Raw genomic sequence first — 26440 nt, forward strand, 5'->3', positions numbered from 1 at the left:
CGGGCCCGCGGTGCCTTGGCTCCTTACTCGAAGACCTTGGCACCGGAGTCGACGCAGTTACCGCCAGCCACACCAAGGATGGCGATGCCGTTGCCGCAGACGTTGACCGGAATGTTCACGTCGGCCACGAGCTGGTTGCCACCGAGGATGGAACCGTTGCCGGACGTGAGGATGTTGTCGTCGGCCATGGCCGGGGAACCCGTGAGCAGGGCACCGGCGGCAGCGGCAACGACGGCACCGGTGGCGAAGGCCTTCTTCAGCATGAATGTCTCCCGTCACCGGCTGGCGGGGGCGCCAACCGGATCAAATCGTTGACGATGTGTATGTCAGTGAACACTCGCCGTGTTCGGAGACCATTTAGCCATACTCGACGGCCTCGCGCAGACCGGAATCGCAGAATTGTCGGGGACATGACCTGGAAATATCTCCAAGAGTGATCGGACATATCCGTTATGCAACGGACAACGGGGAGAGACCCCCAACCCTCATGTGACCAAGGCCACAATCGTCACTCGGGTGTGTCCCCGCCCCACCCCCGGGGGCCCAGCGTCGACCGCGTCTCCCACCGCTCGGTCCCCGCCTCGGGGACCCGCGCCCTCCTACCGAAGTCCACCAGCGAATCCAGCAGAGCGCGCCCCTCACGCGCCGTCCGGCCACACGTCCGCGCCCGCACCGGTCCCGGAGGCGTGTCCACCTCGAACGAAACCCGGCCCGTGAGCGGCGACAGCGGCCCCGCCACCAGACGCAGGGACTGCACACGCTCCACAGGAACGATCTCCGTCACCTTGCAGAACAGGCCGTGCGCGCCGACGAACAGTCGCGCGTCAACACCCGCTGACCGAGGCGCCCAGCGCCGGTCGGAGTCCAGCGGTACCAGGGCCGGTTCAGCGTCCGGGAAGAGTTCGCCCACCAGGGCGAAGGCCTTGTGCCGCGGCGCCACCGGCAGCAGTGCGGCCGAGTCCCCCTGGCGGGCACCCGCGTACCCCGCCACGTTGGCCTCGACCCGTGCCACCCCCAGGACACGCCACAGCAGCGGTTCCACGACCCGGACCGCCTGCACGCGCCCCGGAGGCACCGTCTGCATGCGCCGCTGGAACATGCCGTACCGCAGCCGCAACCCGTCGGAGGAGAGCGAGGCGTAGTAGTCCGTATAGCGGACCAGAGGACCCCAGTAGTAGCGGATCAGCCCCAGGAGCAGCGGCACGATCGCACCCGCCACCCCGGGCTCGAAGAAGACGGCACCCGCCGTGGCCAGCATGAACAGCACGACCAGAGCAAGCAGGACCGGCACCCGGAAGGTCAGCGCCCCCAGCAGGAGCAGGAACGGCAACCGGTAGAACGGCCACTCGGGGGCCTCCGGCGCACGCCCGGGCAGCCCGGCCGCGTACGCGAGCGCCGCGGCCCTGAACCGCTCCGCGAACCGGCGGTTCAGGAACCTCAGGCGGATCGCGGTCCCGTCGCCGCCCGCCAGTTCGATCCGCAGCTCGGCCAGGCCGAACACCTGCATCAGCAGCGGCTGGACCACATCGACAGCCTGGACCCGGCTCAGCGGCACCTCGCGCGACTCGCGCATCACCAGTCCGGTGAGGACCACCAGATGGTCCTCGCGCAGGCCGAAGGTGCCGTACCACCAGGCGGGCAGGGCGTAGGCGAACGTGCCGGAGACGACCGCGATCACCAGCAGCAGGACCCACGACACACCGAAGGTCAGCAGAATCGGACCGCCGAGCGCCACGAACACCAGGGTCACCACGGCCACCCGGGCCGGGACGATCGACCAGTGGGACCGGAACACGCCCGCGGTGACGTCGTCCTCCGGGCGGGGGCGCCGCACGGGCTGCGGGCGCGGACCCGCGTACGGCACCGCCCCCGGCCCTCCGGGCACGGTGCCCGGGGGCGGCGGCACGGGCGGGCGGCCCCACCCCGGCGGGTGCGGCGGCTGGAAGGGGCCAGAAGGCCGGATCGGTCCGTTCACTACAACCCCGTCGAGAAGCTCTCACTGCGTGCCGCGAGGCGGTCGCGCAACCGGGCCGCCTCCTCCAGTCCGAGCCCGACCAGACGGGTGTCGGCCGTGCTCGCGGCCGTGCGCACCCGGACGGTGGCCAGGCCCAGGGCCTGCTCCAGCAGATCCGAGGTGACGTCCACCACCTGCATCCGGCCGTAGGGGACCACCACCATCTGCCGGACGAGCACCCCGTAGGTGGCGTAGAGCTCCTCCGGTGCCTCGGCGTACCCCCACGACCGCTGGAAGCGCCCGGCGAGGAACCATCCGCACACGAGCGCCGACAACGCCACGGCGCCCGACGCGGCGGCCCACACCGGACCGGCCCAGGCGTAGGCCAGCACTGCGACGACGCCTCCACCGACCAGGCACAGCGCGGCCAGGACCAGCCTGCGGTACAAGGCCAGGGCGGGGGACACCCGCTGCCACTCGGTGCCCTCTGGCGGGCCGAACGCCGCGGTGAGCGGTCGGGGGCCGGGGGCCTCCGGGTTCGGGGTAGCGTCACTGGTCTCCACGGACCCAGTCAACCATTGTCGGGCGGGGGTCGGCCGGAGCGCCTCGGCCCGCCCGTCACCCTCCACCACCCTCACACGAGAGCCGACGGCTCCAGCCAACCACCCGTCACCCTCCACCACCCTCACACGAGAGCCGACGGCTCCAGCCAACCACCCGTCACCACCCTCAGAGCGCTCCCGGCGGGTCCTCCCCGCGGCCGTCATCGGGCACCCGGCACGCGAACTCCAGCCAGAGCGCCGCGCCGAGCAGCAGCACGGCGGAGACCGACGTCCCCAGGGCCGTCAGGAACACCTCGCGGTGGCCGGGAAGCTCCAGCATCGGGGAGACCTCCAGCGCCATGCCCAGGAAGAAGCCCGCCGCCAGCGCCGAGAACAGGGCACTGGCCTTGGCCAGCGCGACCAGGCGCGCCGCGCTGATCGGGGGCACCGGTTCGGTCCCGGGTTCCCTGCGAATGCGCCTGCGGGTACGCCTGGCCGTGAACGCCTCCGCCAGCGCCAGCAGCGTCAGCGTGGGGATGGCCGTCCACGGCAGCGGCGGCAGCACCCTGAGAGCGTCGGTGACGAGCCAGCCCCCTACCGCTCCGCAGACGGCCAGGGCCAGGGGGAGCCGCCACCCGGTCGGGCGGAGCCGCCCCTCGTCCTCCTCCGACATCAGTGTCCCGTCCCCTCCGGAAGCCGCAGTTCCAGGTCGTCGCGGAGGTGCAGTTCCTGTTCCCCCGAGGTGTCCGCCGACCATACGGCAAAGAGCAGGTCAGCGACCGGGCCCCGGCCGGGCAGCACCGCGTCGGGGTCGGCGTCCAGCCACGGCCTCAGCACGAACGCCCGGAGGTGGGCACGCGGGTGCGGGAGGGTGAGTTCCGGGTCGTCGTCCCGCTCGTCCCCGAACGCGATGACATCCACGTCGAGGGTGCGCGGCCCCCACCGGACCCCGCGGACCCGTTCCAAGGCCCGTTCGGCGGCCTGCGCGCGCCGTAGTAGCGCCCGTGCTCCGCCGACTGCGTCCACGACCAGCACCGCGTTGAGGAACGCCCCCTGCTCGGGCCCGCCCACGGGGGCCGTCTCGTAGACCGGGGACACGGCGACCGGCACCGGTGCTCCCCCGCCCTCCAGCAGCACGTCCACGGCACCTTGGAGGGCGGACCGGCGGTCGCCCAGATTGGAGCCCAGGGACAGGACCGCGCGGACGGCCGTCACGGCCGGTCCCCCCGCAGCACGGTCACCGACACGTCCGCGAACTCGTGGGGGATGGGGGCTGAGGGCTTGTGCACCGTCAGCTCCACCCCCTCAACCAGCGGATGGGCCGTGCAGACGGCCGCTAGACGTTCGGCGAGGGTCTCGATGAGGTGCACCGGCTCCCCCTCCACGATCGCCACGAGGCCCTCGGCCAGCTCACCGTAGTGGACGGTGTCGCCGACGTCGTCGCTGGCCGCGGCAGGCGCGGTGTCCACGCGCAGCACCGCGTCGACCACGAAGTCCTGCCCCTCCCTGCGCTCGAAGTCGAACACCCCGTGGTGGCCGCGGGCCCGCAGGCCCCGGAGCGCGATGCGGTCGGGCATCAGTCCCCGTCCTCGCCCTCGTCGTCCATGAGCACCGGCGAGGCGTGGTGCGACCACAGCCGCCACCCCGCTTCGGTGTCGACGAAGAGGTTGGTGGTGACCACCTTCCCGCCGGCGACGAACCCGGTGCTGTCGTCCTCCGCCGTCAGGACGTTCTCCTCGCACGTCACCATGGCGATGTCGCCGCCGACCCCGATGTGGGTCTCGGTCAGCACGTACTGGATGTAGGTGACGTTGGCCATGACCAGCGACCAGGCCCGCATGATCTCGGCACGCCCCCGCAACAGGGGCCAGCCGGGGTTCACGCACACCAGGTCCGGGGCCTCGTGCTCGTCGGCCCACACACTCTGCATCAGATCGATGTCGCCGTTCTCGATGGCACTGTAGAACTGCGCGTTCGACTCGGCGACGCGCTCCATGACCTCCTGGCGGGACTTCACGGGCGGCCCCGCTCCAACGGCTCGGCTCGTCCCGCCGCGTCGAGGCCCCGCCCCCCGGCGGACCAGGCGGCGGCCACGCGCACCGCGTCGGCGTTGGGGCGCACGTCGTGGACGCGCACGGCCCATGCGCCCTGGTGTGCGGCCAGGGTGGTGACGGCTGCGGTCGCGGCGTCGCAGTCGGTGAAGGGCCGGTCCCCTTCGGCTCCGCCGAGCAGTCGGCTCAGGAAACGCTTGCGGGACCCCGCCACGAGCACCGGGCGGCCCAGTCCGTGGAACCGGGCGAGCTCCTGGAGCAGCGCCCAGTTGTGCCCATGTTCGGGGACCTTCGAGAATCCCAGCCCCGGGTCCAGGACGATCTGGCCCGGGTCGACACCTGCACTGATCATGGCCTCCATACGGTCGCGGAGCTCATCGAGGACCTCCTGGACGACATCCGTGTACACGGCACGGCTCTGCATGTCATGACTATGCCCACGCCAGTGCATCAACACGTAGGCGACACCGGAAGAGGCCACGAGTCGGGCCATCTCCGGGTCGGCGAGTCCGCCACTGACGTCGTTGACCAGTACCGCCCCCGCGTCGACCGCGCGCTCGGCGACCTCGGCCCGCATGGTGTCCACGCTGACCGCGACGCCGTGTGCGGCGAGTTCGCGCACGACCGGTTCGACCCTGCGCAGTTCCTCCTCCGCGGAGACCCGCTGGGCCCCGGGCCTCGTCGACTCCCCGCCGACGTCAACGATGTCGGCGCCCTCGCGCACCAGGTCCAGCCCGTGCCGGACGGCGCGCTCGGTATCGAACCAAGCGCCACCGTCCGAGAAGGAGTCCGGTGTGACGTTGACGACCCCCATGACCAGACACCGCCCTCGGTCGGGCAAGCCCGGAACTGTCTGTTTCGGCCCCATACGGATCACCCTATGTCCCGGCCGCCCGGCCCCGGACACGCCGACGCCCCGGGGGCCGCCAGGATGCGGGAGCGGGCTCAGCGGCGGTCGAGGATCAGGCTCATCGCCTCGGCGCGCGTGCGGTCGCTGCTGCGGAAGATCCCGCGCACCGCGGAGGTCACCGTCTTGGCGCCGGGTTTGCGGACCCCGCGCATGGTCATGCACAGGTGCTCGGCCTCCACCACCACGATGACGCCGCGCGGCTGGAGGTGGTCCATGATGGCGTCGGACACCTGGCCGGTGAGGCGTTCCTGGACCTGCGGGCGGCGCGCGTACACGTCCACGAGCCGGGCGAGTTTGCTGAGCCCGGTGATCCGGCCGTCGGCACCGGGAATGTAGCCCACGTGGGCCACACCGTAGAACGGGACCAGGTGGTGCTCACAGGTGGAGTACAGCTCGATGTCCTTGACCAAGACCATCTCCTCGTGCTCGGCCTCGAACACCGTGGTGAGCGCGTCGCCGGGTTTCTGTCCCAGTCCGGAGAACTGCTCCTCGTAGGCCCGGGCGACCCGCTCCGGGGTCTTGCGGAGCCCGTCCCGGTCCGGGTCCTCTCCGATGGCGATGAGGATCTCGCGCACGGCGCGCTCGATGCGCAGGCGGTCGATGGTCCTGGGAGGTCTTTCCTGCTCCGAGGTCTCGCTCAACCCTCATCACCCTCTCCGCGTGTGGAGGCGGTCTCCGGCAGCCGTCCGTTGGCGTGCCCCGCCTCGGCCTCCGAGCCGTCGGCCTCGGCGCGCTCCTTCTTGGAGAGCACCGGGGGCCGCTCAGAGGGCCTGCGCTTGCCGTAGCCGGTGTAGGAGCCGCGTGAGGGCCGCGTGCGGACCGGGGCGAAGATCTCCAGTACCTGGTCCTTGGTGAGCGTCTCCTTCTCCAGCAGGGCCACGACCAGGTCGTCGAGGACGTCCCGGTACTCGACGAGGACGTCGTAGGCCTCGTCGTGCGCGGACTCGATGAGGCGCCGCACCTCCTCGTCGATGACGGAGGCGATCTCCTCGGAGTACTCGCGGGCGTGTGCCATCTCGCGGCCCAGGAAGGGCTCGGTGCTGGCGGAGCCGAACTTGCGTGCGCCCAGGCGCTCGCTCATGCCGTACTCGGTGACCATGTTGCGGGCCAGACTGGTGGCCTTGTCGATGTCGTTGCCGGCCCCCGTGGTGGGCTCGTGGAAGACCAGCTCCTCGGCGGCGCGCCCGCCGAGCATCATGGCGAGCTGGTCCATCATCTGCGACCGGGAGGTGAGGAACTTGTCCTCGGTGGGCACCGACATGGTGTAGCCGAGCGCACGGCCGCGCGGCAGGATCGTGATCTTGTGGACGGGGTCGGCGTTGGGCAGGGCGTGGCCCACCAGGGCGTGGCCGCCCTCGTGGTAGGCGATGACCTTCTTCTCCTCGTCGGACATCACCCGGGTCTTGCGCTCCGGGCCGGCCATGACCCGCTCGATCGCCTCCTCCAGGGTGGCGTGGGTGATGACCTTGTCGTCGGCGCGGGCCGACAGCAACGCACCCTCGTTGATGACGTTGGCCAGGTCGGCACCGGTCATCCCGGCGGTCTGGCGGGCGATGACGTTGAAGTCGACGTCCTCGGCCATCGGTTTGCCCTTGGCGTGGACCTTGAGGATGTCGCGGCGGCCGTCCATGTCGGGACGGTCGACGACGACCTGACGGTCGAAGCGGCCCGGGCGCAGCAGCGCGGGGTCGAGGATGTCGGGGCGGTTGGTGGCGGCGATGAGGATCACGCCGCCCTTGACGTCGAAGCCGTCCATCTCGACCAGCATCTGGTTGAGGGTCTGCTCGCGCTCGTCGTGGCCGCCGCCCATGCCGGCGCCGCGGTGGCGTCCCACCGCGTCGATCTCGTCGATGAAGATGATCGCGGGGGCGTTCGCCTTGGCCTGTTCGAAGAGGTCGCGCACTCGGGAGGCGCCCACGCCGACGAACATCTCGACGAAGTCGGAGCCGGAGATGGAGTAGAACGGCACCCCGGCCTCACCCGCGACGGCGCGCGCCAGCAGGGTCTTACCGGTTCCGGGCGGGCCCATGAGCAGTACGCCCTTGGGGATCTTCGCGCCCATGGCCTGGAACTTGGCCGGGTTCTCCAGGAACTCCTTGATCTCGTGGAGCTCCTCGATCGCCTCGTCCGCTCCGGCGACGTCGGTGAAGGTGTTCTTCGGTGTGTCCTTGGTGATGAGCTTGGCCTTGGACTTGCCGAAGTTCATCACACGCGAGCCGCCGCCCTGCATCTGGCTGAAGATGAACCAGAAGATGGCGATGATGAGGATGAGCGGCAGGAAGCTGAAGAGTGCGGAGGCCCACACGGGTGTGGTGGCGACCGAGACCTTGTAGGACTCCAGGTTGCCGTCCTCGGCGTCGGCCTGCTCCTGAAGCAGGTCGGCGAGCTGCATGCCCTGGTTCTCGACCCAGTAGGCCTCCAGGATGTCCCCGTCAGTCGTGGTCACGAGGATCCGCTGGTCGTTGTCGATGATCTCCGCGCTCTCGACCTCGTCCCGCTCGATGTGCTGGTACACGGTCGAGATGTCGGTCGGCTCGGGTTGCGGCCCCCCACCGATGTCGAACACCCTGAAGCCGATGATGAGCATGAGGGTGACAGCCAGGATCCAGATCCAGGGGCCTCGGAAAAAACGCTTCAGATTCATGTGAGCGGAACCCTGACGGGTCCGTCCCTCCTGACCAGGCCGCCCCGCCCCAGAGAACTTTCCGAAGCAGGACCAATCGGACACGTGCTCCCTGCGATCACGCCGGGATAATCGACGGTACACCTCGCTCCCCGGAGCGGGCACACCGCTCGGGTCCCTACCACCGGCGGGCCGTCATGAGAACGAACGACCGGAGACCCGGCCCTTGTTCCCGGATCCCCGTGTCCGACAGGGCACACGGCCGCCGGGGGCCGACCCTTGAGGGTGGTGGGCGATGAGCGGGCCGAGGCGGAACGGGGGGCGACAGAACACGCTCAGTCCTTGTAGACGTGCGGGGCGAGGGTGCCGATGAACGGCAGGTTCCGGTACTTCTCCGCGTAGTCCAGCCCGTAGCCGATGATGAACTCGTTGGGCAGGTCGAACCCGATGTACCTGACGTCGAGGTCGACCTCGAAGGCCAGCGGTTTGCGGACCATCGTGCAGATCTCCACCGAACGGGGACCGCGGGACTTGAGGTTGCCCACCAGCCACGACAGGGTGAGGCCGGAGTCGATGACGTCCTCGACGATCAGGACGTCGCGGTCCTTGATGTCGGTCTCCAGGTCCTTGAGGATGCGCACCACCCCCGACGAGGTGGTCCCGGCACCGTAGGAGGAGACCGCCATCCAGTCCATGGAGACCGGTCTGTGCAGGACCCGCGCCAGGTCGGCCATCACCATGACCGCCCCCTTGAGCACACCGACGATGAGCAGGTCCCTGCCCTCGTAGTCTGCGTCGATCCGCTCCCCCAGTTCCGCGAGGCGCGTCTTGATCTCTTCCTCGGTGACCAGGATCTTCTCGAGATCGCTGCCCATGTCGTTAGCGTCCACGCTCACTGTCCTCGCTGCTGGGTTCCCCGTGTGCGGCACCCAGGATAGACGTGCCGGAGTCGGCCGCGAACAGCGAGGAAACCGCTTGGGTCACCGCTCGAAGCGCACACGCTTGTCCGCGCGGCGAGCCCGCACCCCGCCCGGGAGATCGATGTGGGACTGGCCACGCCACTCGGTGACCAGCCGTTCGACCTCGCGTACGTGCCGGGCGGTGAGCGCGCTGGGCGGGCAGCCCGCCTCCAGTGCGGCACGGCGCAGGACCCGGGTGCGCAGGGAGGCGGGGGCCCCGTCGAGCGGCTCCACCCGGAGCACCGGGCCGGCGCTCCGCGTCCCGTCCACGGGTGTCTCCGAAGCGTCCCCGGCATCGGCGTACAGGGCGGCGGCCAGCGCGTCGAGTGTGTCGGCGTCCTGGCGGAGCAGGGCCGCCGTCCGGGCCAGCGCCGCGGCGATACCCGGGCCGAGTGCGCGCTCCAGTGTGGGCAGCGCCTCGTGGCGTACCCGCGAACGGGCGTAGCGCGGGTCGGCGTTGTGGGGGTCCTCCCAGGCGTCCAGTCCCATGCGCTCACAGGCGGCGCGCACGGTGGCGCGCTCCAGTTCGAGGAGGGGGCGCAGGTAGCGCCCGGTCCGCGCGGCCATTCCGGACAGGGAACGGGCACCCGAACCGCGTGCGAGCCCGAGTAGGACGGTCTCGGCCTGGTCGTCGAGCGTGTGGCCGAGCAGCACGACGCCGTGGTCGGCGGCGACGGCGTCGAGAGCCCCGTAGCGTGCCCGCCGCGCCGCCGCCTCGGGGCCGCCGTGCCCGGCGACCTCCACCCGGCGGACCGCGACGGGCGCCAGGCCCAGACCGCGCAGCACGCCCGCCACGGCCTCGGCCCGCTCCGCCGACCCCTCCTGGAGCCCGTGGTCCACGGTGACCGCCCCGGCCGCCAGGCCCAGACGCGGCGCTTCGAAGGCCACCGCCCCTGCCAGGGCCAGGGAGTCGGCACCGCCGCTGCACGCCACCAGCACGGTGGCGTCCTCGGGCAGGGTGCCCAGCGCCCGCCGGACCGCCGAGCGCACCGCGGCCACCTCGGGAGGCGGTCCGCTCACTCGGTGATGGCGGCGGGGCGCACGACCCGCTCGATCCAGGCGTTGGGGTCGCGGATCTCGGCCAGGGTGGGCAGCGTCTCCGGCGAGGTCCACACCTTGTTGAACGCGGGCATGCCGACCTGGGCGACCACCGCGGAGACGAACGCGGCGCCCTCCTCGTACTGGCGCATCTTCATGTCCATGCCCAAGAGCTGGCGCATGATCCGGTCCAGCGGGTTGGCCGCCTCACGCCGTTTCTGGAAACGGGCGCGGATGCGCTCCACGCTCGGCACGACGTCGGGGCCGACGGCGTCCATGACGAAATCGCCGTGCCCCTCGGCCAAGCTCATGACCGCGGTGACGCGGTCCATGATCTCGCTCTGCTCGGGGCTCTGGAAGGCGGTGAGAAGATTGGAGTCGCCACCGCGCACGGCGTCGGCGACGGCCTCGCCCGCGGCACGCAGGCGGGCGATGAGGTCGGAGGCATCCATCTCCGACGACAGCAGCAGTTCGCGCATCAGGTCCTGCACGTGGGCGCGCAGCCACGGCGTGGCCGTGAACTGCATGCGGTGGGTCTCCTCGTGCAGGCACACCCACAGGCGGAAGTCACGGGGGTCGACGTCCATCTCGCGTTCGGCGGCGACGATGTTGGGCGCCACCAGGGTGAGCCGCCCGGTGGGGGTCCTGCCGTCCGGGTCCGGGGGCAGGAAGAGTTCGTACTGCCCGAGGACCTTCCCGGCGAGGTAGGCCAGGACCGCACCCAGCTGCACACCGGTGATCCGGGAGCCGATGGCGGAGAGGTCGGCCACGGGGGCGTTGCCGAGGCGCTCCGAGGCCATCTGCTCCAAGACGGGTTCGATCACCGTCCGGAAGCCGTCGACGTTGGCCCGGATCCATCCGGGCCGGTCGACGACAACCGCCGGACCGGCCGGTTCGAGGGGATTCATCCCGGTGAAGTCACGCACGTGCCCGGCGGCCGCGCCGGAGAGGTCGCGCAACTGCACCACGGCTTCCCGCGCGTCGCGCAGGTCCACCTGGGGTCCGGGCCGCACGAGGCGGACACCGGTGCTGACGGCTACGTCCCAGTCGATCACAGTCACACGGCCAGCCTACCCACGGGGCACCGGACGGCACGGGGATCGGCGGACGAATTCGGGGAAGGACCCGGGAGGTCCCCCATGCCGTCCCGGGGTTCTCAGGAGCAGCCGCAGCGGCTCAGCTCGGCTGCGAGGGTGTCCAACCGGGGGCCGGAGGCGGAGGGCGTGTTGGCCATGAAAGCGAAGAGGAACGTGTTCCCCTCCTGGTCGCGGACCGTCCCTGCGAGGGTGCTCACCCCGCTCAGGGTGCCGGTCTTGCCGCGCACCAGGCCGGCGGCGTCGTGGGAGGTGGAGTACGCCGAGTAGCGGCCCGCCAGGGTTCCCGTGGAGTGCGCGGTGGGCAGGCCCGACACGGCCGCGCTCAGGTGCTCGTTCTCCGGGGCCGAGGCGGCCCTGAGCAGCTTCACCAGTGCCCGGGGGGAGATGAGGTTCTCGGTACTGAGCCCGCTGTTGTCGGAGAGCCGGACACCGTTGACGCCCAGGTCCTCCATCACACGGTGGGTCGCCTCCGCTGCACCGGCGAAGGAGGCCTCCTGCCCGGTCCCCAGTGCGGCGATCCGGCCGAGCGCCTCGGCCATGTTGTTGTCGCTGGCCAGCAGCATGTGCTCCACGAGCGCGGACACCGGCGGGGACTCCCCGACGGCCACGGGTTCCCCGGTGGCCTCGGCTGGGGCGGGGGCGCCCTCGACGGCCGCCCCGGCCTCCTCCAACTGCTCAGCGAAGGCCTGGGCCGCGAACAGGGGCGGGTCCGGAACGCGCGAACCGTAGCCGCGCGCCTCGGGGGAGTAGCGGCCGGAGTCGATCATCAGCGCGTGGACGGTGGCGGTGCTGCCCTCGGTGACGTAGTTGGGCTTCCACCCCGGTGCCGTGTCGGGTCCGGTGAAGAGCGTGTCGTCGTAGCCGACGGACACCGTGTCCAGTCCGTGGTCGGCCAGGACCCGCGCGGTGCGGGCCGCGAGCGACTCCAGCGTCGCTACCTGCGGGTAGGCTGCGGAATCAGCGGACACGGTCAGTGTCGCGTCACCCGCGCCGCGCAGCACCACGCGGCCGAGCCCGGCATCGAGGAACACCTCGGTCTCAAGCACGTGATCGGGGCCGACCGCGGTGAGGACCGTGACCGCCGTGGCGATCTTCGTCGTCGATGCCGGCGTGACCGGTGTGTCGGGAGCCAGTTCGAAGAGGGTCTCTCCGCTCGCCGCGTCGACCACGAAACCGGAGAGGCCCTCCGCGAGCCCGGAGGTGGACATGGGATCATCGAGGGCGTCCGCGACCCTGGCCGGATCGGCCGGGGCCGAAGCCGCGGGGACGGCCACCGCCGCACCCTCGGCGTTCGTGACCGGACTGGGCTCGGCCGGGGCCGGTCGCGCCTCGATCACATCGAGGGCGACCAGACCGGCCACCAGCACGAACACGTTCAGCAGGGCCAGAGCGCAGTAGGCCTCGCCTCGTATCCGTCGCACCCGGGGCACCTGCCCTTCCTTCGGTGTCGCGGTCAGACGTAGTAGTTATATGGCGACATTAGTCGCAATGGGAGCCGAGATCAGCATGGAATTCGACGTCACCATCGAGATCCCCAAAGGGGAGCGCAACAAGTACGAGGTGGACCACGAGACAGGTCGTATCCGTCTCGACCGCATGCTGTTCACCTCCACCACCTATCCCACGGACTACGGCTTCATCGAGGGCACCCTCGGCGAGGACGGCGACCCGCTCGACGCCCTCGTGCTGCTCAAGGCCCCGACCTTCCCGGGCTGCCTGATCCGCTGCCGTGCCGTCGGCATGTTCCGGATGCGCGACGAGGCGGGCGGTGACGACAAGCTGCTGTGCGTCCCGGCGACGGACCCGCGCCAGGAGCACCTGCGTGACATTCACCACGTGAACGAGTTCGAGCGCCTGGAGATCGAGCACTTCTTCACGGTCTACAAGGACCTGGAGCCCGGCAAGTCCGTCGAGGGCGCCAACTGGGCCGGGCGCCACGAGGCGGAGCAGGAGATCATCGCCTCGATCAAGCGCGCCGAGGAGAAGGGCGGCCACGGCGACGCCTCCCACATCACCACCGGCGACTCCCAGTAGGGGTCGGCGCACCGCTCGACGACGGCCCTGGGAAATCCGGGCCGTCGTCGTGTCCGTACCTGCCGCGAGCGCCCGAAAGACATCTCAAGGGGCTTAGTTGTCAAGCCGCCACCGGAGACCTCGGCCTCTGGGAAGGGGGCGAACGCACGTTGCTCGCCGAAGACCTGACCCGTTTGCAGTGCAGTGGAGAAGCTGCCCCGTCATCCGGTTGAACAGGGTTCGCTGAGCCTGAGCGTGCCCCTCTCCCCGGTCCCGACGCCCGCGCCGGGCACCACCGGTCTTTCGTGAGGCCCCGTCGGGCCGGAACCGCTCAGGGGTCGCCCGGTGCCCACGTGGCCACCGCGAAACCGCTCCGTCTTTGGCCGGTCCAGGAGTCCTTCAGAGGGGCGGGCTGGAACCGCTTGCACACGAATCAGGACTGCGCCGCAGGCGTCCGTTGAGGGCGGTGGCGGGCGACGGGCGGGGCGGGGGCACCCAGAGTCAGCGCACGGCGTCGACCGCCGGTCCCCGCGCCGTGCCCCAGCCGCCGCCCAGAAGGCAGTCCGCCACGAGGACCGCCAGGAGCAGGCACAGCAGGACCGCGAGGACGGGCAGAAGAGCGACCAGTCCCCTGGCCAGCGGGCGGGCCGCTGCCGGGAGCGGGAAGCCGTCCCGGCCGAAGTGGTCGGCGCGGGCGCTCACGTGCGCCCGGTAGGCGTCGAGGCCGGGGCCGGCCATGCCGTCGATCACCCTGGACCGCACGAACTCGACGTGCTCCGGCATCCGCCACTGCGGTCCTGAACCGCTTCCCCGGACCGCGCGCCGAGCGCACTCGGCCTCGGCCAGCACGTGCAGCCACTCCCGAAGGTGACAGGCGTCCGGCACGTGCCGGATGTGCGCACGGGCGACGATCAGCGTGTCCCTGAGGGCCACGTGCGCGGCGTCCCGGTCACGCAGGGCCAGGATACAGCTCCGGTACAGCTCCTCCCCGTAGGCGTCGAGCAAGTACGTGTAGGCGTCCCCGGCGGACGTACGGCTGGAGCGCAGGGCGCGGAGGAGGTCCCGGTCCGTCATAGACCTAGAATCTACGCCGCGGCCGGTGGAGCCCTCCGGCCTTTGCCGAAAGACCGACCACCCCGGAAGGTGCTCACCCGGCCCCGGGTTCCCCGCCTCCCGGCTCGGGCGCCCGCCGCGGCTCGGGCACGCCCGGGGTCCGGCCACGCAGCCACATCAGTACGTACGTGAGTGTGGTGAGGCCCGCGATGAGCAGCCCCTCCCCCGGCCCGAGGAAGCCGAGCGCCATCACCCCGGCGGCCACGACGACGAGCGCGCGTACGAACACGCGCGCCCACAGCCCCGGGGTTTCCGGGGTCAACGAAGGCCTCTGGAGCCGGGCGCCATCGCGGCCTCTCCTGATCACTGCGGCTGGGGGACGGGGGACTTCCCGTGTCGGTACCGCTCCCACACCGTTCACGGTTCCCACATGTCACCACCCCGTGGCGCCGCTCGCAACAGGAGGCGGGCGCACTCGGAGTGGCGTGAGCGACACGCCCGAATATCCATGATCGCTTGACGCCTCCCGCGCTCTGCTGGTCTCCTTGGGGGCATGCATCCGCACACGTCGTCCGCCACGGCTCGCACGGCCTTCGAGGCCTCCCGCCACCAGGCGTTCCCGACGTGTCCGTGTTGTCGCTGTCGCCGCTGAGGCTTTCGCCCGCGCCCCGCGCGGTGCCCGCCCCTCCTGCGGAACCGGCCGTCTCCGCCTTCGCGCGTCGAGACGCCTGACCGCCATCGCCCCGCCCGAGCGGGGCCGTCGACGACAGTCGCGCGTCCGAGGCCCCCGGACGCGCCCACGCGAAGGATCCTTCCACAATGCCGCACCAGGCCTCCACCTCCGTGCTTCCCGCTGCCCCCGCCCGTACCGAGCAGGTCTCCCTGGAAGGGATCGGTGACGTGGTCGACGCCGGACGCCGCTCCGGCTACGCCCACCTGGCGCAGCGTCCTCTGCCCACCGTCGGTCGCCTGGTGGCCGCCGCCCGCGGTGCCGCCCAGGCCCTGGGCCGCCCCGCGCTGCGGCCGTCCCGGCGGGGACGCTGGCAGCCCGCGCCCCGCACCGCACGGCGCCACGCGGCCGGGCGGATCCGGGTGAGCGTGGTGGCACTCGAACCGAACAGCTTCGTTCCCGAGCCTGAGGGGCGCCCCGGCCATGGGCCCGCTCTGGAGGTGCTGCTCCTGGCCGGTGGCCGGGCGCACCTGGTCGCCTCCGGGGCGGACGGGTCCATCCTGTCGGCGGCCGAACTCGCCCGGGGCCGGGCGCGTGTCGTGGGATCCGCGGCGCGGGGACGCCAGCACCTGGTCAACACCGGCGGCGAGGTCGCCGTGGTGGTCCGGGTGACCGCCTGACCGGTACTCACCCACCGCCGCCCCCGCGGTCCGCGGCGGCACGCAGTTCGGCGTCCACCGCCTCGACGGAGCGCAGGAGCGCGGCCATACGCCGCCCTTCGTCGCGGTAGGCGTTCATCACCTGGTCGAGGGCGTGCGGCGGCAGGTACTCGCGCAGGTCCACCCGGGCGGTGCGGTACCCCTCCCTGGCCGCCTCCAGCGCGGCGGACACGTACTGGTGGGCGAGCCGGGAGAGCGCCACGGGATGGCGCCGCAGCACCCCGTGCAGTCGGTAGTCGGCCGGTACGTGGTCGAACAACCACACCAGCGCCGTCTGTTCGAAGGAGTCCGCCCCGGGTGGGTGCACACCCGTGGGCCAGTCCGGCCTCAGCGACTGATCGGGCATGCGTTCAGCATACCCGTTGTTCGAAAATAAGTTCGATACCCCTGGGGGTCAGTCCGCCGACTCCACCTCCTCGGCCTTATCCGTGCTCCCCGCGGAGCCGTCGACCCCTTCGTCCTCCTCGGAGTCCCCGGCCTTGGCCGCCTCCTGCTTCTCCAACGCGACCCTGATCGCCTGCTCGGCGGCGTCGACCGCGGCCCGGGCGGTGATGGCGTTCGTGTGCGCCCGGTCCAGTTCCTCCAGGAGGATGCAGTCGAAGGCGACGCGCGCGTCGTGGATCGCTGCTTCCAACTGGCGTGATGCCTCTTCCAGACTCATGCCCCTTCTCTACCCCACAACCGGGCGGACGCACACACCCGCCCCACAGGACCCGCACGTTCCGAGCCGTTCGCCTCTGCTCTGTCCCCACCCCGACTTACGATGATCCACGATCACCGCCGTACACCGCGGCACCGCGAATCCGTGCGGAGAGGGAATCCATGCGCAACCGCTACCCCGGCACCTGCACCACCTGTTCGGTCCGTGTCGACGCCGGCGAGGGCGTCGTCCTCAAGGAGACCGGGCGCTGGCGCACCTACTGCGCCGAGCACGAACCCCGCCCCGTGCCGCCCCCGCGCGCGGCGCACGCGGGGTGGCACACCACCGCCCTGCTCGGGTTCGACTCCGAGACCTCCGCGCGCGACCCCCGCACCGCCTTCCTCGTCTCGGCGGCGCTCGTGGACCGCGACGGGGACCGACGTACCTGGCTCGTGGACCCCGGACCGCGCGAGATACCCGCCGACGCGGTGGCCGTCCACGGCATCAGCACCGAGCGGGCGCGTGCCGAGGGGCGCCCCGCCGCCAAGTGCCTGGAGGAGATCGCCGAGGCCCTCACCGCGCACCTGAGGGCCGCACGGGGCCTAGTCGTGTTCAACGCCCCCTACGATCTGAAGGTGCTCGCCCTGGAACTGGAACGGCACGGGCTCGCCTCGCTGGAGGACCGGCTCGGGGGCGAGGTGGCACCGGTCGTGGACCCCCTGGTGATCGACCGCGGCGTCGAGCCCTACCGGAAGGGCAGGCGCAACCTGGGTGCGATGAGCGAGTACTACGGGGTGACCCTGACCAAGGCCCACACGGCCACGGCGGACGCCTCCGCGGCACTGGCCGTGGCGGAGGAGATCGGTGCCCGGCACCCGGCGGTGGCGGCACTGGAACTGGCCGAACTGCACAGGAAGCAGGTGGCGTGGGCGCTGGAGTACGCGCGCGGCCGCCAGGAGTGGCTGGACCGGACCAAGCCCGACCACGGCACCGTGGTGGATGGCACGTGGCCCTAGCGGTGCCGGACGGGCCCTACGGCTCCAGGATCCGCCCCGGCCCCCGGCCCGTGTCGAGGTCGGCGACGATCCCACGTGCGGTCTCCTCGTCGTCGGCCGTGTACTCGCCTACGAGGCGGACCGCCTCCTCGGTCCGCCCCAGGGCGAGGAGGGCCCGCACCCGTGTCCGCAGGGACGGCGGCAGCTCCTCCGCCCGGCTCTGGGCGGCCACATAGCCGCCCACCTCCCGGGGAGGGGTGTCCGCCACGTCGGCGGGCGGGGCCGCCGGTTCCGGCCCGAGGCGCTCCTCCAGCGAGGCGACGACGCGTCGCACCGCGTAGGAGCCTCCCCCGATCGCGAGGACAGCGGCTACCAGTAGAAACACCATGAACACTAAGCTCATGGCGCACATCTACCCGCATTCCACCCATAAGAGACACTCATCCACAGAACGTACAGTAAGCATCCATTGACCGGCGGCGACACGCCGGTTCCCCGGGCCCGGCGTCAGCACTCGGGTTCAATCCTGCTCCCAGCGCATGGCTCACCCACCCGAGACCCGCGCTGGGAACAGGGTCAACGCTTCAACGGCTCGGCACGGACCACTGGCCCTCAAATGGCCACCCGACCGGCCCAAAGCGAAACGCCGCCCCCGACGGGGGCGGCGTTCGTGCTGGTCAGAAGGGAGCCGCCTATCGGAATCGAACCGATGACCTATTCATTACGAGGGCTTTCGGGCACGCGGAGACCAGGCCGAACACCCTCGCTGACCTGCCCAAACGGTCCCTCTGGGTTCTCGTGAGTCCGCCAAAGTTCACCAGGATTGGTCACCCGTTTGGTCACCCTGATGAGGCATACGAGCCGTCGAACCCCCATGGCTAGCCATAGGGGGTAGTGCGTGTCACGGAACCCGTCACGGTGCTGTCACGAGCGTTGCGACAGCACCTGTCACGAGTCACTGTCACGGGGTTCGTGACAGCGTCGTGTCAACCGCCCGTGACGCGACTGACCTGCTGACACGTACCCCGTGACACCAGACCGGCCTACCCCTCCCCACGGGGCCGTGACACGGCTCCAAGGCGGCACTAGGGGGTGTTCTCAAGTATCCGTTACGAACGGGCGTTACGGCTGTTCAGGTGCCGTTACGAGCCGCTGTCACAGGTCCGTCACGAGTCCTGTTACAGGGCCTGGTGACAGAACCCGTTACAGGTCTTGTAACGGCCTTGAGACGGGGGTCTGTAACAGTCTTCGCCCGCCTGGTCTCGGCACCCCGAGCCCTTCAGTTCCTGTGTGCCTCTGTTCGCCCCTTGCCCGCGCTGTCCGGCGAGGATGTCCCAGGAACCGTGAAGGGGGTCCGTTCCTCCGCGTGTACCCCTTCTAGCGAGGAGGCAAAGGGTGTCCTGTCCCATCCTGGGACATGCAGGCCAGAAGGCGTCCCAACGGTGTGGGACGGTGCTGGGTCACCGCTGGGACGTCCCAGGGCTGGGACAGGGCTCTGTCCCAGGGGTCCCCCGCCCGGCCGGAGATGGCGTGCCCCCCACGAACCCGCCACCGCCCCGGCTTCCGACAGGTCCGCCACATCCGCCACAGCCGACACGCCCCAGGTCAGGGGCCTGTTTTATGTGGCGGATCTGTGGCGTGTGGCGGATAGATGCCGCCACACAGCACGAGACAGGGAAGCACTGAAGCCCCGGCGCGCGCCGGGGCTTCAGTGGTGCCACTCCTACTGTGTGGAGGACAGGTTCACCGTGTACTCATGGGTGATGACGTGGTCAGCGGGGGAAACGTACTCCCGGTACTCGATGGGTCCCTCCTCGTCGGACCATACCGACGTGCCCGCAAGAACAGGGTCGCCGACAGCGATACCCAGTGCTTCAGCTTCCCGCTCATCGGCGCGACGGGCGGTCACCCAGTCGCGTCCATGTGTGGCGGTACGAGCCCCCTTCTCGTGGATGAGGGAGACCAGGCTTGGAATGGGCTCCAAGCCGGTCAGCTCGGGCACCTCCTGGGCGAAGTGCAGAGGAAGCCATGACACAGCCAGGATGCGCGGTGTGCCGTCCCGGTAGGTCACGGACTCCCGCCGAACCACCTTGATGTTGCCCGCGTCCGCGTTGATGCCGAGGACGTCCCCGACGTAGGCACGTGCGGTGACAGTCCCGGCCTCGCGGACCTCGATGCGGTCATGGGTTGCGGCGGATGCTCGGTGCACTCGGTCGATCGGCGCGGGAGTGGCCTGCCGGAACGTTTGCACCGTGGTGCCCTGCTGATTGGTGGCAACCAGCTTCTCACCCCGTAGCTGCTGCATGCCTCTGTGGGCGGTGCCCGGGGAGACGCCCCATTCGTCGGCGATCTCGGCCACGGTGGGCAGCCGGTCACCCTCCTTGAGGGTGCCCTGGGTGATCAGGTCACGGTAGTGGTCAGCAATCTGCTGGTACGGAGGCAACGGCCTCTGAACGCGAGGACTCAACTTCAAGCTCCAATCCTCGTATATCGGTCATATTCAAGCTGAGACAAGCCTACGCCCTTAGTGGACTCGACGCCAGTCAATGGCTTGACCTGCACCTTTGATGCTACTCGCGGGAAACTTGTAGATCAAGGGTTGAATATGAGCCTCATATATGAATACTGGTACTTGGACGCGCTCGAACACACCTGGACGCTGGGAGACGCTGAAGATGCCGCTGCTCGCTGACCGCCCCACCACCACGACCACCATCCCCCGCCCCCGCCAGCACCACGACGACCACACCCCCGACCCCCACGCCTGGGTCAGTGAGCTGTCCAACATGGAACAGGCCCTGGCGCTGGCCCTGTCGGACATGCCCGCCTCGCAGACCGAGCGCACCGCCGCCCTGGGCAAGCTCCTCCCGCCGATCCTGCCCACCCGCCCCGGCGGCCCCGTCGTCCCGCCCCGACTGACAGAGCAGGGCGTGCGCGTTCTCAACGCCTGGATCGCTCAGGGGGTCGCGCGCTCGGGCGGGGAAGTCGCGCTGTGGCAGGACGCCAACCTGTGCCACTCCCTCAACCTCTCCGAGGGCTGGAAGACCCCCCGGGGCCGGGCGCTGGCCCGCCGCTACGGCGGCAAGCGCCGCATCAACACCGCCGAGTCCCAGGCCCGCCACGCCGTCTGCGACGGCCCCCCGGTAGAGCTGCGTGTGCCCCTGCGCAAAGAGTTCACGGCCGTCCACGACCGGTTGGCGGGCCGCTACCCCGCAGGCACACCCGACCCCGTACGGGGAAGGGTCTACCGGATGCGCACCCGTCAGGCGGTGCTGCTGGCCCGCGCCTTCGACCGCGACCTCATCCGCGAGTCCTCCATCGCGCTGGCCCTGGCCTGAACCCGCCCCCGACACAGCGCCGAATCCGACCAAGAACTGCCGCTGTGCCGGGGTCCCTCAACCGTCCGCGAAGCACGCTCCGAAACGGGAGGACTCCCATCATGCCCCACACCAGCGCCGCGCACACGCTCCCGGCCGCCGAACCCCCGCCCGCCACCGCACAGCCCCACTGGTTCACCGCGCCCCGCGACCGGGTCAGCATCACCACCGTCACCCTCAACGACGAAGGCCGCGTGCTGCTGGTGCGCGACCCCTGGCAGGCCCCGGAATGGACCCTGCCCACCGGCACCCTCCACCAGGGCGAAAGCGTCCGCCAAGCGGCCGTGCGGTGCGTACGCGAACGCGCCGCCCTCGCAGTGGAGCCCGACCGCGTCACCGGCGCCTACAAGGCCCTCGCTCCGCTGCACCTGAACCTGACCTGGATCGCCGCCCCCGCCAGCGACCGGCCCGCCCGCCACGGCGCCCTGTGGGTGCCCATCCCCGAAGCACTGGAACTCCTGCGCGCCGACGACGCCGACCAGGCGCCCACCGGCCGCCCGCCCCTGGCCCAACGCCTCCTGGACGCGCGCGCCCCGTTCGGCACACACATGCGCCTGCACCGGCCCCGCCACCAGGGCACCGCCCAAGGCGCCCACCGGCCGCCCGCCCGGTGACCTGCACACCGCCCACCCCGGCACACCGTCCGCCCGCCCGCCGGGCGCACACACCCGACGCCCCTCGCACCGCCCGAGGAAGGACACCGCCCATGCCCGAGACCTCACGCCCACACGTGCGCTCCTACCGCCGCGAGTGGGCACGCCGCCTCATCGCCCGCGGCAACACCACCACCCCGCCGCCCGCCTACGGCACCCCCGCCTGGTGCGCCCTCCCAGAGGCCCACCCCGCCAAGATCGCCGCCGTGGTGCTGGCCGCCGAAGCCTGGGCCTGGGGCACCGACCCCCTCCCCGAGAAGGACCAGCGCCCCACCGGCTCCGAGCGCGGAGGACAAAACCGATGACCCACACACCCACCGAGGGATGGCACAGCGGCATGGACCACCTCGACCACGGACCCGCCCTCCTCGACGAAGTCGAGGCGTTCCTGCGCCGCTTCGTGGTCTTCCCCGCCGACGCCGCCGCCACCGCCACCGCCCTGTGGGCCGCCCACACCCACATGATGGACGCCTTCGACTCCACACCCCGCCTGGCCTTCCTCTCACCCGAACCCGGCTCCGGAAAGACCCGCGCCCTGGAGATCCTGGAAACCCTGGTGCCCAACCCCATGCTGGCGGTCAACGCCACCCCCGCCGCGCTGTTCCGCGCCATCGCCGACACCGAACGCAAACCCACCGTCCTCTTCGACGAGATCGACACCGTCTTCGGCCCCAAAGCCAAGGACAACGAGGAACTGCGCGGCCTGATCAACGCCGGACACCGCCGCTCCGGCGTCTCCTACCGGTGCGTGGGCGACGGCTCCTCCCAGACCGTGGCGGCCTTCCCCTCCTACGCCGCCATCGGCCTGGGCGGCCTGGGCGAACTACCCGACACCGTCCTGACCCGCTCGGTCATCGTGCGCATGCGCCGACGCGCCCCCCACGAGAGGGTCGAACCCTACCGGGCACGCCTCAACGAGCCCCAAGGCCACGCCCTGCGCGAGCGTCTCACCGCCTGGGCCAGCGCCGTGGCCGACAGCGTCCGGGAGAGGTTCCCCGCCATGCCCGAAGGCGTCAGCGACCGGCCCGCCGACGTGTGGGAACCGCTGCTGATGGTCGCCGACGCCGCGGGCGGCCCCTGGCCCGGCAAGGCCCGCAGCGCGTGCGTGGAGCTGGTGGCCGCCAGCGCCGATCCGAGGCGGGTGTCGCTGGGGGTGCGGCTGCTGGCCGACACCCGCGCCGTCTTCCGCCACCAGGGCGCCGACAAGCTGCCCACCCAGGCCCTCCTGGGCGCGCTGGCCGATCTGGAGGATGCCCCCTGGGCCGAACTCGGCGGCAAGGGGCTCGACTCCCGGGGCCTGTCCCGTCTGCTGAAGGACTACACCACCGCCCACGGCGAAGCGATCAAATCGCGGACGGTGCGCATGCCCGACGGCTCCACCCCCAAGGGCTACCACGCCGCGGACCTGGCCGACGCCTGGTCGCGCTACCTCCCGCCGCCGGACGACAACCCGGCCCCTGCGGAGTCCCCGCCCATGGCTAGCCAGGGAGCGGGCTCCGAGGGGGTCCCTGTGGCGGACCGATCCGCCACACCCGCGCTGTCCGCCACACAGAACACGCCCCTGACCTGGGGCGTGTCGGCTGTGGCGGATGTGGCGGACCTGCCGGAAGCCGGACCCGTGGCGGTGGAGTCCGGCGCGTGCTGGTCCTGCGGTGACCGCTTCCGCCGGTTCGAGGCCAGCGACTACCCCGACATGTGCACCCCGTGCGCGACCAGCCTGCGCACCACGGCCTGACCCACCCACCGAGAGAAGAAACGGCCCCGGGGCCGCCTGCCAGCAGATCCCCGGGACCGCACTCCAACCCAAAGAAGAAGGAGTACGTCCATCATGACCGTTCACGAGCTCCCGAAGCGACTCCTGACCTTGAGTGAGACCGCGCACGTCCTGTCGATGGGCCGGACCCGGCTCTTCGCTGAGATCCGCACCGGTCGTCTCGCCACAGTCGGCAGCGGCAAGAACCGGCGGGTGACTGCCGACGCCATCGACGCCTACGTCGACCTGCTCAAGACCGAGGCCAACGCCGCCTGACCTCCCCGTGGCCGCCCCAGCGGGGCGGCCACCCCCACCCTCTGATACAGAACAGGAGCAAAACAGCACATGGGGAGCAAGGAACCCAGGCCAAAGAAGCCCAAGGGTCACTACGGCCAGGGAACGATCGGCTGGAATGAAGACAAAGGGCTCTTTCGGGGATCGATCTCTCTCGGCTTCACCCCCTCAGGCAAGCGACGCCGCCCTGTGGTCTATGGCCAGACCAAGGAAGAAGTCCGTGAGGCTCTGCGAGAGCTGCGGGAGGAACACGAGACCGGCATCAGGCCGTCCCCCGGCTACACGGTCGCTGACGCCGTCAACGACTGGCTCAAGCGCGGCCTGAAGGGCCGCAGCGCAGCGACGGTGACCAAATACCGGTCTCTGGCCGCGAACAACGTCATCCCCCATCTCGGTAAGGCCAAGCTGCGGGAACTGACCGCCGACGACGTAGACGACTGGTTGGACGAACGGGCCGAACATCTGGCCACCTCCACCCTCAAACAGTGCTTGGACCTGCTGCGCCGGGCGATCAGGCATGCCCAGCGCCGCAACAGGGTGCTGCGCAACGTCGCCGAACTGGTGGACCCGCCCGAGGGCCGCGCCGGGCGCCCCAGCAAGGCCCTGAACCTGGAACAGGCCAAGGCGGTCTTGGCGGTTGCCCGGTCACGGCGCCTGTACGCCTACGTCATGGTGTCGCTGCTGACCGGCGTGCGTACCGAGGAAGCGCGGGAACTCACGTGGCCGCACGTCCACCTCGACCCTCCCGAGGGCACCCCGCCGCACGTGGCGGTCTGGCGCTCCGTCCGCAAGGACGGGGACACCAAGACGAAGAAGAGCCGCCGCACGCTCGCTCTTCCGGCTCCCGTCGTAGCCGCGCTCAAGGCCCATAGGGAAACGCAGGAGACCGAACGGAAGGAAGCCGGGAAGGACTGGCCCGACACCGATCTCGTCTTCCGCACCCGAACCGGGGCGGCGTTGGACGTGAACAACGTGCGGCGCGACTTCCAAGCCATCGTGCGGGCCGCCAAGGTCGAGGGGTCGTGGACGCCCCGGGAACTGCGCCACAGCTTCGTGTCGCTCATGTCCGCCAACGGCGCGCACCTGGAGGACATCGCACGCCTGGTCGGCCACAGCAGCACGAACACGACCGAGCTCGTCTACCGCAAGGAGTTGCACCCGGTGATCATGGAGGGGGCCGACATCATGGGAGACCTGTTCGCCGAATAGGCATTGGTAACCCAATTGGTCACCCGACCGGCCCAAAGCGAAACGCCGCCCCCGTCGGGGGCGGCGTTCGTGCTGGTCAGAAGGGAGCCGCCTGTCGGAATCGAACCGACGACCTATTCATTACGAGTGAATCGCTCTGCCGACTGAGCTAAGGCGGCACCGCGCCGCGTGTCAGCGCGGCGAAGCGGTAACCAGTCTAGCGCCTCCCCGGGGTGTCTCGCACACGCCGGGCGCACAGCAGCACCGGATTCACGCACAGGCCATGCCGTCCTCGGGGACCTCCAGGTCGATGAGGTAGGCGTCCACCACCGCGTCGATACACGTGTCGCCCCTCCGGTAGCCCGTGTGGCCGTCACCGTCCCGGGTCACCAGGAAGCCCGAGTCCAACTGTTCGGCCAGCGCGACCGACCAGGCGTAGGGCGTGGCCGAGTCCCTGGTGGTGCCGAGCACCATGATCGGGTCGGCGCCCGCGGCGTCGAGTTCACCGCCGGGGTCCACCGCCTCCTGCGGCCAGTAGGCGCACGCCAGCGCGCCCCAGGCGAGCGGAGGGCCGAAGATCGGCGACTCCTCGGCCGCGTCCTCCGCGGCCTCGGCGTAGGCGCGGATGTCGCGGGGGCTGGCCGAGTCCGAGCAGTTCACCGCGATGAGCGCCGCCGTGGAGTTCTCGTACTCCTCGGGGTCGGAGCGCCCATACAGCTCGTCGCCGAGCAGGACCAGCGCGGTGCCGTCGCCACTGTCCATCGCCTCGGCCAGCGCACCGCGCACACGCGGCCACCAGGACTCCGAGTACAGGGCGGCGAGCACCCCGAGTTCGGCGCGGGGCCGGTTCACCTCGCGGTCGTCGCGGTGGTTGGCGAGCGGTTCCTCCCCCGTGTCCTCCAGGAAGTCCGTGAGCACCGCGATCCCGTCCTCGACGCTGTCCCCGGACCTGCCGAGAGGGCAGTCGGTCTGGGTGAGGCAGTCCTCGACGAACGAGCGCAGGGCGGTCTCGAACCCGGTGGCCTGCTGCACACTGAGCTCCAACTGGCCCTGGCTGGGGTCGACCGCGCCGTCGAGGACCAGGGCACGCACCCGGCCCGGGAACTGGTCGGCGTACTCCGCACCGATGTGCGTACCGTAGGAGGCGCCCAGATAGGTGAGCTTCTCATCCCCGAGCAGCTCGCGCAGCACGTCCATGTCCCGCGCCACGTTCACGGTGCCCACGTGCAGCATGAGCTCGGGGTGGTTGGCCCGGCATGCCTCGACGAAGCCCCGGTTGCTCTCCGCCAGCTCCGCCATCCCCTCCTCGGTGACCTCCGTCATGTCGGCGTCACCGTCGGCCGTGTCCGCCTCCATGCCGAGGTAGTCGTCGAGTTCCCGCGCGTCCAGGCACGTGAGCGGGGTACTGCGCCCCACGCCGCGCGGGTCGAACCCGACGACGTCGAAGCGACGGCGCACCTCGGGGCTGACGGTGTAGGCTGCCAGGTCGACGTAGTCGTACCCGGAGCCGCCGGGGCCACCCGGGTTGACCACCAGGGAGCCGACGGGGTCGCCCCCCTCAGCGGGCAGGCGCTTGACCGCGATCTCGATCCGTTCGCCGCCCGGGTCACCGTAGTCGAGGGGCACCGCGAAGAGAGCGCATTCGGCCTCCTCCACCCCCTCCTCGCAGGGCCCCCACTCCAGTTCCTGGTCGGTGACGTCGGCCAGCACATCGACGTCCGCGGCCTGTTCGGACGCCTCCTCCAGCGGGCCGGCACCCCCAGAGGCGCAGCTGGACGCCAACAGCACGCCCGCGAGCACGGCCGCCAGCGGCCCTCGTTTCCTGGTCCCCACGCCTGGTCGCCCTCTCCCTGTCCGGCCGACCACGGTCGGCGTGCTGTCGCTGCCGCACCATTGTGCCCTCCCTCACCG

At 70.8% G+C, this 26440-nt stretch carries 30 protein-coding genes and 1 tRNA gene; 9 read left to right on the top strand and 22 right to left on the bottom strand.

The genetic code is table 11. The annotated features are described in order from the left end of the window. Window positions 1-23 precede the first annotated feature (23 nt). The 14 genes from B042_RS0100935 to dacB form a co-directional block, all read right to left on the bottom strand. Window positions 24-263 (bottom strand): hypothetical protein, encoded by a 240-nt coding sequence (locus tag B042_RS0100935; protein WP_028646641.1) that lies wholly within the window; start codon window positions 261-263, stop codon window positions 24-26. 245 nt (window positions 264-508) lie between these two features. Further along, window positions 509-1864, bottom strand: a complete 1356-nt coding sequence (locus B042_RS21555; protein WP_036553520.1) for a PH domain-containing protein — start codon at window positions 1862-1864, stop codon at window positions 509-511. A 110-nt stretch (window positions 1865-1974) separates the two neighbouring features. Continuing rightward, window positions 1975-2421, bottom strand: coding sequence for a PH domain-containing protein (locus B042_RS0100945; protein ID WP_028646642.1), 447 nt, complete (start codon window positions 2419-2421; stop codon window positions 1975-1977). A gap of 262 nt (window positions 2422-2683) precedes the next feature. Next, complete coding sequence (locus B042_RS0100950) at window positions 2684-3169, bottom strand: DUF3180 domain-containing protein (RefSeq protein WP_028646643.1); 486 nt, start codon at window positions 3167-3169, stop codon at window positions 2684-2686. Then, window positions 3169-3711 (bottom strand): 2-amino-4-hydroxy-6-hydroxymethyldihydropteridine diphosphokinase, encoded by a 543-nt coding sequence (gene folK, locus B042_RS0100955; RefSeq protein WP_028646644.1) that lies wholly within the window; start codon window positions 3709-3711, stop codon window positions 3169-3171. Before folK ends, B042_RS0100950 begins: the two co-directional genes overlap by 1 nt. Then, window positions 3708-4073, bottom strand: coding sequence for a dihydroneopterin aldolase (gene folB, locus B042_RS0100960; RefSeq protein ID WP_028646645.1), 366 nt, complete (start codon window positions 4071-4073; stop codon window positions 3708-3710). The genes folK and folB overlap by 4 nt, the downstream gene beginning before the upstream one ends. Continuing rightward, window positions 4073-4513 (bottom strand): nuclear transport factor 2 family protein, encoded by a 441-nt coding sequence (locus B042_RS0100965; protein WP_028646646.1) that lies wholly within the window; start codon window positions 4511-4513, stop codon window positions 4073-4075. Before B042_RS0100965 ends, folB begins: the two co-directional genes overlap by 1 nt. Further along, window positions 4510-5361, bottom strand: a complete 852-nt coding sequence (folP, locus tag B042_RS0100970; protein WP_036553521.1) for a dihydropteroate synthase — start codon at window positions 5359-5361, stop codon at window positions 4510-4512. The genes B042_RS0100965 and folP overlap by 4 nt, the downstream gene beginning before the upstream one ends. Before the next feature lie 131 nt (window positions 5362-5492). Beyond that, on the bottom strand, window positions 5493-6098 hold the full coding sequence (gene folE / locus B042_RS0100975; protein ID WP_028646648.1) for a GTP cyclohydrolase I FolE: 606 nt from the start codon (window positions 6096-6098) through the stop codon (window positions 5493-5495). Beyond that, entirely contained in the window at window positions 6095-8101 is a 2007-nt protein-coding gene (ftsH, locus tag B042_RS0100980; RefSeq protein ID WP_028646649.1) for an ATP-dependent zinc metalloprotease FtsH, read from the bottom strand. The genes folE and ftsH overlap by 4 nt, the downstream gene beginning before the upstream one ends. A gap of 314 nt (window positions 8102-8415) precedes the next feature. Next, on the bottom strand, window positions 8416-8970 hold the full coding sequence (gene hpt, locus B042_RS0100985) for a hypoxanthine phosphoribosyltransferase (protein WP_028646650.1): 555 nt from the start codon (window positions 8968-8970) through the stop codon (window positions 8416-8418). A 90-nt stretch (window positions 8971-9060) separates the two neighbouring features. Then, entirely contained in the window at window positions 9061-10059 is a 999-nt protein-coding gene (gene tilS, locus B042_RS0100990) for a tRNA lysidine(34) synthetase TilS (protein WP_028646651.1), read from the bottom strand. After that, window positions 10056-11132, bottom strand: a complete 1077-nt coding sequence (locus tag B042_RS0100995; RefSeq protein WP_028646652.1) for a zinc-dependent metalloprotease — start codon at window positions 11130-11132, stop codon at window positions 10056-10058. The genes tilS and B042_RS0100995 overlap by 4 nt, the downstream gene beginning before the upstream one ends. A 101-nt stretch (window positions 11133-11233) precedes the next feature. Further along, window positions 11234-12604 carry a D-alanyl-D-alanine carboxypeptidase/D-alanyl-D-alanine-endopeptidase gene (gene dacB / locus B042_RS0101000; RefSeq protein WP_081748529.1) on the bottom strand — a complete coding sequence of 457 codons (1371 nt, stop codon included), beginning with the start codon at window positions 12602-12604 and terminating at the stop codon, window positions 11234-11236. 76 nt (window positions 12605-12680) lie between these two features. Here dacB and B042_RS0101005 point away from each other — a divergent pair, with 76 nt between their 5' ends. After that, window positions 12681-13208 (top strand): inorganic diphosphatase, encoded by a 528-nt coding sequence (locus B042_RS0101005; RefSeq protein ID WP_197024147.1) that lies wholly within the window; start codon window positions 12681-12683, stop codon window positions 13206-13208. Between the two features lie 480 nt (window positions 13209-13688). Here the strand turns inward: B042_RS0101005 and B042_RS0101010 are convergent, their stop codons facing one another. Both B042_RS0101010 and B042_RS0101015 read right to left on the bottom strand, forming a co-directional pair. After that, on the bottom strand, window positions 13689-14261 hold the full coding sequence (locus B042_RS0101010; protein ID WP_028646655.1) for a hypothetical protein: 573 nt from the start codon (window positions 14259-14261) through the stop codon (window positions 13689-13691). Window positions 14262-14334: 73 nt separating this feature from the next. Continuing rightward, window positions 14335-14562 (bottom strand): hypothetical protein, encoded by a 228-nt coding sequence (locus tag B042_RS0101015; protein WP_028646656.1) that lies wholly within the window; start codon window positions 14560-14562, stop codon window positions 14335-14337. Between the two features lie 497 nt (window positions 14563-15059). Between B042_RS0101015 and B042_RS0101020 the strand changes: the two genes are divergently transcribed. After that, window positions 15060-15590 (top strand): hypothetical protein, encoded by a 531-nt coding sequence (locus tag B042_RS0101020; RefSeq protein WP_028646657.1) that lies wholly within the window; start codon window positions 15060-15062, stop codon window positions 15588-15590. 7 nt (window positions 15591-15597) lie between these two features. On the opposite strand, the gene B042_RS0101025 is transcribed toward B042_RS0101020, so the two are convergent. Then, complete coding sequence (locus tag B042_RS0101025) at window positions 15598-15975, bottom strand: hypothetical protein (RefSeq protein WP_028646658.1); 378 nt, start codon at window positions 15973-15975, stop codon at window positions 15598-15600. Between the two features lie 48 nt (window positions 15976-16023). Further along, the gene (locus B042_RS21560; RefSeq protein WP_051415376.1) at window positions 16024-16290 is read right to left on the bottom strand and encodes a hypothetical protein; all 267 of its coding nucleotides are present in this window, start codon (window positions 16288-16290) and stop codon (window positions 16024-16026) included. Between the two features lie 161 nt (window positions 16291-16451). On the opposite strand from B042_RS21560, the gene B042_RS0101035 reads away from it, so the two are divergent. Further along, complete coding sequence (locus B042_RS0101035; RefSeq protein ID WP_028646659.1) at window positions 16452-17285, top strand: exonuclease domain-containing protein; 834 nt, start codon at window positions 16452-16454, stop codon at window positions 17283-17285. Between the two features lie 16 nt (window positions 17286-17301). Here B042_RS0101035 and B042_RS25485 read toward each other — a convergent pair whose 3' ends face one another. Together B042_RS25485 and B042_RS0101045 are read right to left on the bottom strand one after the other, a co-directional pair. Next, window positions 17302-17667 carry a hypothetical protein gene (locus tag B042_RS25485; RefSeq protein ID WP_036553587.1) on the bottom strand — a complete coding sequence of 122 codons (366 nt, stop codon included), beginning with the start codon at window positions 17665-17667 and terminating at the stop codon, window positions 17302-17304. Between the two features lie 1320 nt (window positions 17668-18987). Then, a complete protein-coding gene (locus tag B042_RS0101045) occupies window positions 18988-19737 on the bottom strand; it encodes a GntR family transcriptional regulator (RefSeq protein WP_081748531.1) in 750 nt (249 codons plus the stop codon). A 202-nt stretch (window positions 19738-19939) separates the two neighbouring features. Here B042_RS0101045 and B042_RS0101050 point away from each other — a divergent pair, with 202 nt between their 5' ends. The 6 genes from B042_RS0101050 (at window position 19940) to B042_RS0101075 (ending at window position 24550) form a co-directional block, all read left to right on the top strand. Next, entirely contained in the window at window positions 19940-20602 is a 663-nt protein-coding gene (locus B042_RS0101050) for a hypothetical protein (protein ID WP_028646662.1), read from the top strand. A gap of 101 nt (window positions 20603-20703) precedes the next feature. Then, window positions 20704-21255 carry an NUDIX hydrolase gene (locus B042_RS24190; RefSeq protein ID WP_028646663.1) on the top strand — a complete coding sequence of 184 codons (552 nt, stop codon included), beginning with the start codon at window positions 20704-20706 and terminating at the stop codon, window positions 21253-21255. Between the two features lie 92 nt (window positions 21256-21347). Continuing rightward, a complete protein-coding gene (locus tag B042_RS0101060) occupies window positions 21348-21599 on the top strand; it encodes a DUF2742 domain-containing protein (protein WP_028646664.1) in 252 nt (83 codons plus the stop codon). Beyond that, on the top strand, window positions 21596-23029 hold the full coding sequence (locus B042_RS21570; protein ID WP_081748532.1) for a DUF3631 domain-containing protein: 1434 nt from the start codon (window positions 21596-21598) through the stop codon (window positions 23027-23029). Before B042_RS0101060 ends, B042_RS21570 begins: the two co-directional genes overlap by 4 nt. Window positions 23030-23122: 93 nt before the next feature. Continuing rightward, window positions 23123-23323 (top strand): helix-turn-helix domain-containing protein, encoded by a 201-nt coding sequence (locus B042_RS0101070; protein ID WP_028646665.1) that lies wholly within the window; start codon window positions 23123-23125, stop codon window positions 23321-23323. A gap of 207 nt (window positions 23324-23530) precedes the next feature. Further along, complete coding sequence (locus B042_RS0101075) at window positions 23531-24550, top strand: site-specific integrase (protein ID WP_231493663.1); 1020 nt, start codon at window positions 23531-23533, stop codon at window positions 24548-24550. 85 nt (window positions 24551-24635) lie between these two features. Here B042_RS0101075 and B042_RS0101080 read toward each other — a convergent pair. Continuing rightward, window positions 24636-24708: transfer RNA gene (locus B042_RS0101080), tRNA-Thr, on the bottom strand. A gap of 91 nt (window positions 24709-24799) precedes the next feature. Further along, window positions 24800-26362: an alpha/beta hydrolase gene (locus tag B042_RS0101085; protein WP_051415377.1), complete on the bottom strand. Its 1563-nt coding sequence runs from the start codon at window positions 26360-26362 to the stop codon at window positions 24800-24802. Window positions 26363-26440: the final 78 nt, after the last annotated feature.

Source organism: Nocardiopsis sp. CNT312 (genome assembly GCF_000515115.1).
Taxonomy (GTDB): domain Bacteria; phylum Actinomycetota; class Actinomycetes; order Streptosporangiales; family Streptosporangiaceae; genus Nocardiopsis.

Excerpts from the sequence above, each read along its gene's own strand:
- B042_RS24190 (WP_028646663.1), top strand. The coding sequence starts at position 20,704 with ATGCCCCACACCAGCGCCGCGCACACGCTCCCGGCCGCCGAACCCCCG.
- B042_RS0100935 (WP_028646641.1), bottom strand. The coding sequence starts at position 263 with ATGCTGAAGAAGGCCTTCGCCACCGGTGCCGTCGTTGCCGCTGCCGCC.
- ftsH (WP_028646649.1), bottom strand. The coding sequence starts at position 8,101 with ATGAATCTGAAGCGTTTTTTCCGAGGCCCCTGGATCTGGATCCTGGCT.
- folB (WP_028646645.1), bottom strand. The coding sequence starts at position 4,073 with ATGCCCGACCGCATCGCGCTCCGGGGCCTGCGGGCCCGCGGCCACCAC.
- B042_RS0101005 (WP_197024147.1), top strand. The coding sequence starts at position 12,681 with ATGGAATTCGACGTCACCATCGAGATCCCCAAAGGGGAGCGCAACAAG.
- B042_RS0101020 (WP_028646657.1), top strand. The coding sequence starts at position 15,060 with ATGCCGCACCAGGCCTCCACCTCCGTGCTTCCCGCTGCCCCCGCCCGT.
- B042_RS0101060 (WP_028646664.1), top strand. The coding sequence starts at position 21,348 with ATGCCCGAGACCTCACGCCCACACGTGCGCTCCTACCGCCGCGAGTGG.
- B042_RS0101050 (WP_028646662.1), top strand. The coding sequence starts at position 19,940 with ATGCCGCTGCTCGCTGACCGCCCCACCACCACGACCACCATCCCCCGC.
- B042_RS0101035 (WP_028646659.1), top strand. The coding sequence starts at position 16,452 with ATGCGCAACCGCTACCCCGGCACCTGCACCACCTGTTCGGTCCGTGTC.
- folP (WP_036553521.1), bottom strand. The coding sequence starts at position 5,361 with ATGGGGGTCGTCAACGTCACACCGGACTCCTTCTCGGACGGTGGCGCT.
- B042_RS21560 (WP_051415376.1), bottom strand. The coding sequence starts at position 16,290 with ATGAGTCTGGAAGAGGCATCACGCCAGTTGGAAGCAGCGATCCACGAC.
- B042_RS25485 (WP_036553587.1), bottom strand. The coding sequence starts at position 17,667 with ATGAGCTTAGTGTTCATGGTGTTTCTACTGGTAGCCGCTGTCCTCGCG.
- B042_RS21570 (WP_081748532.1), top strand. The coding sequence starts at position 21,596 with ATGACCCACACACCCACCGAGGGATGGCACAGCGGCATGGACCACCTC.
- B042_RS0101010 (WP_028646655.1), bottom strand. The coding sequence starts at position 14,261 with ATGACGGACCGGGACCTCCTCCGCGCCCTGCGCTCCAGCCGTACGTCC.
- B042_RS0101070 (WP_028646665.1), top strand. The coding sequence starts at position 23,123 with ATGACCGTTCACGAGCTCCCGAAGCGACTCCTGACCTTGAGTGAGACC.
- B042_RS0101025 (WP_028646658.1), bottom strand. The coding sequence starts at position 15,975 with ATGCCCGATCAGTCGCTGAGGCCGGACTGGCCCACGGGTGTGCACCCA.
- B042_RS0100950 (WP_028646643.1), bottom strand. The coding sequence starts at position 3,169 with ATGTCGGAGGAGGACGAGGGGCGGCTCCGCCCGACCGGGTGGCGGCTC.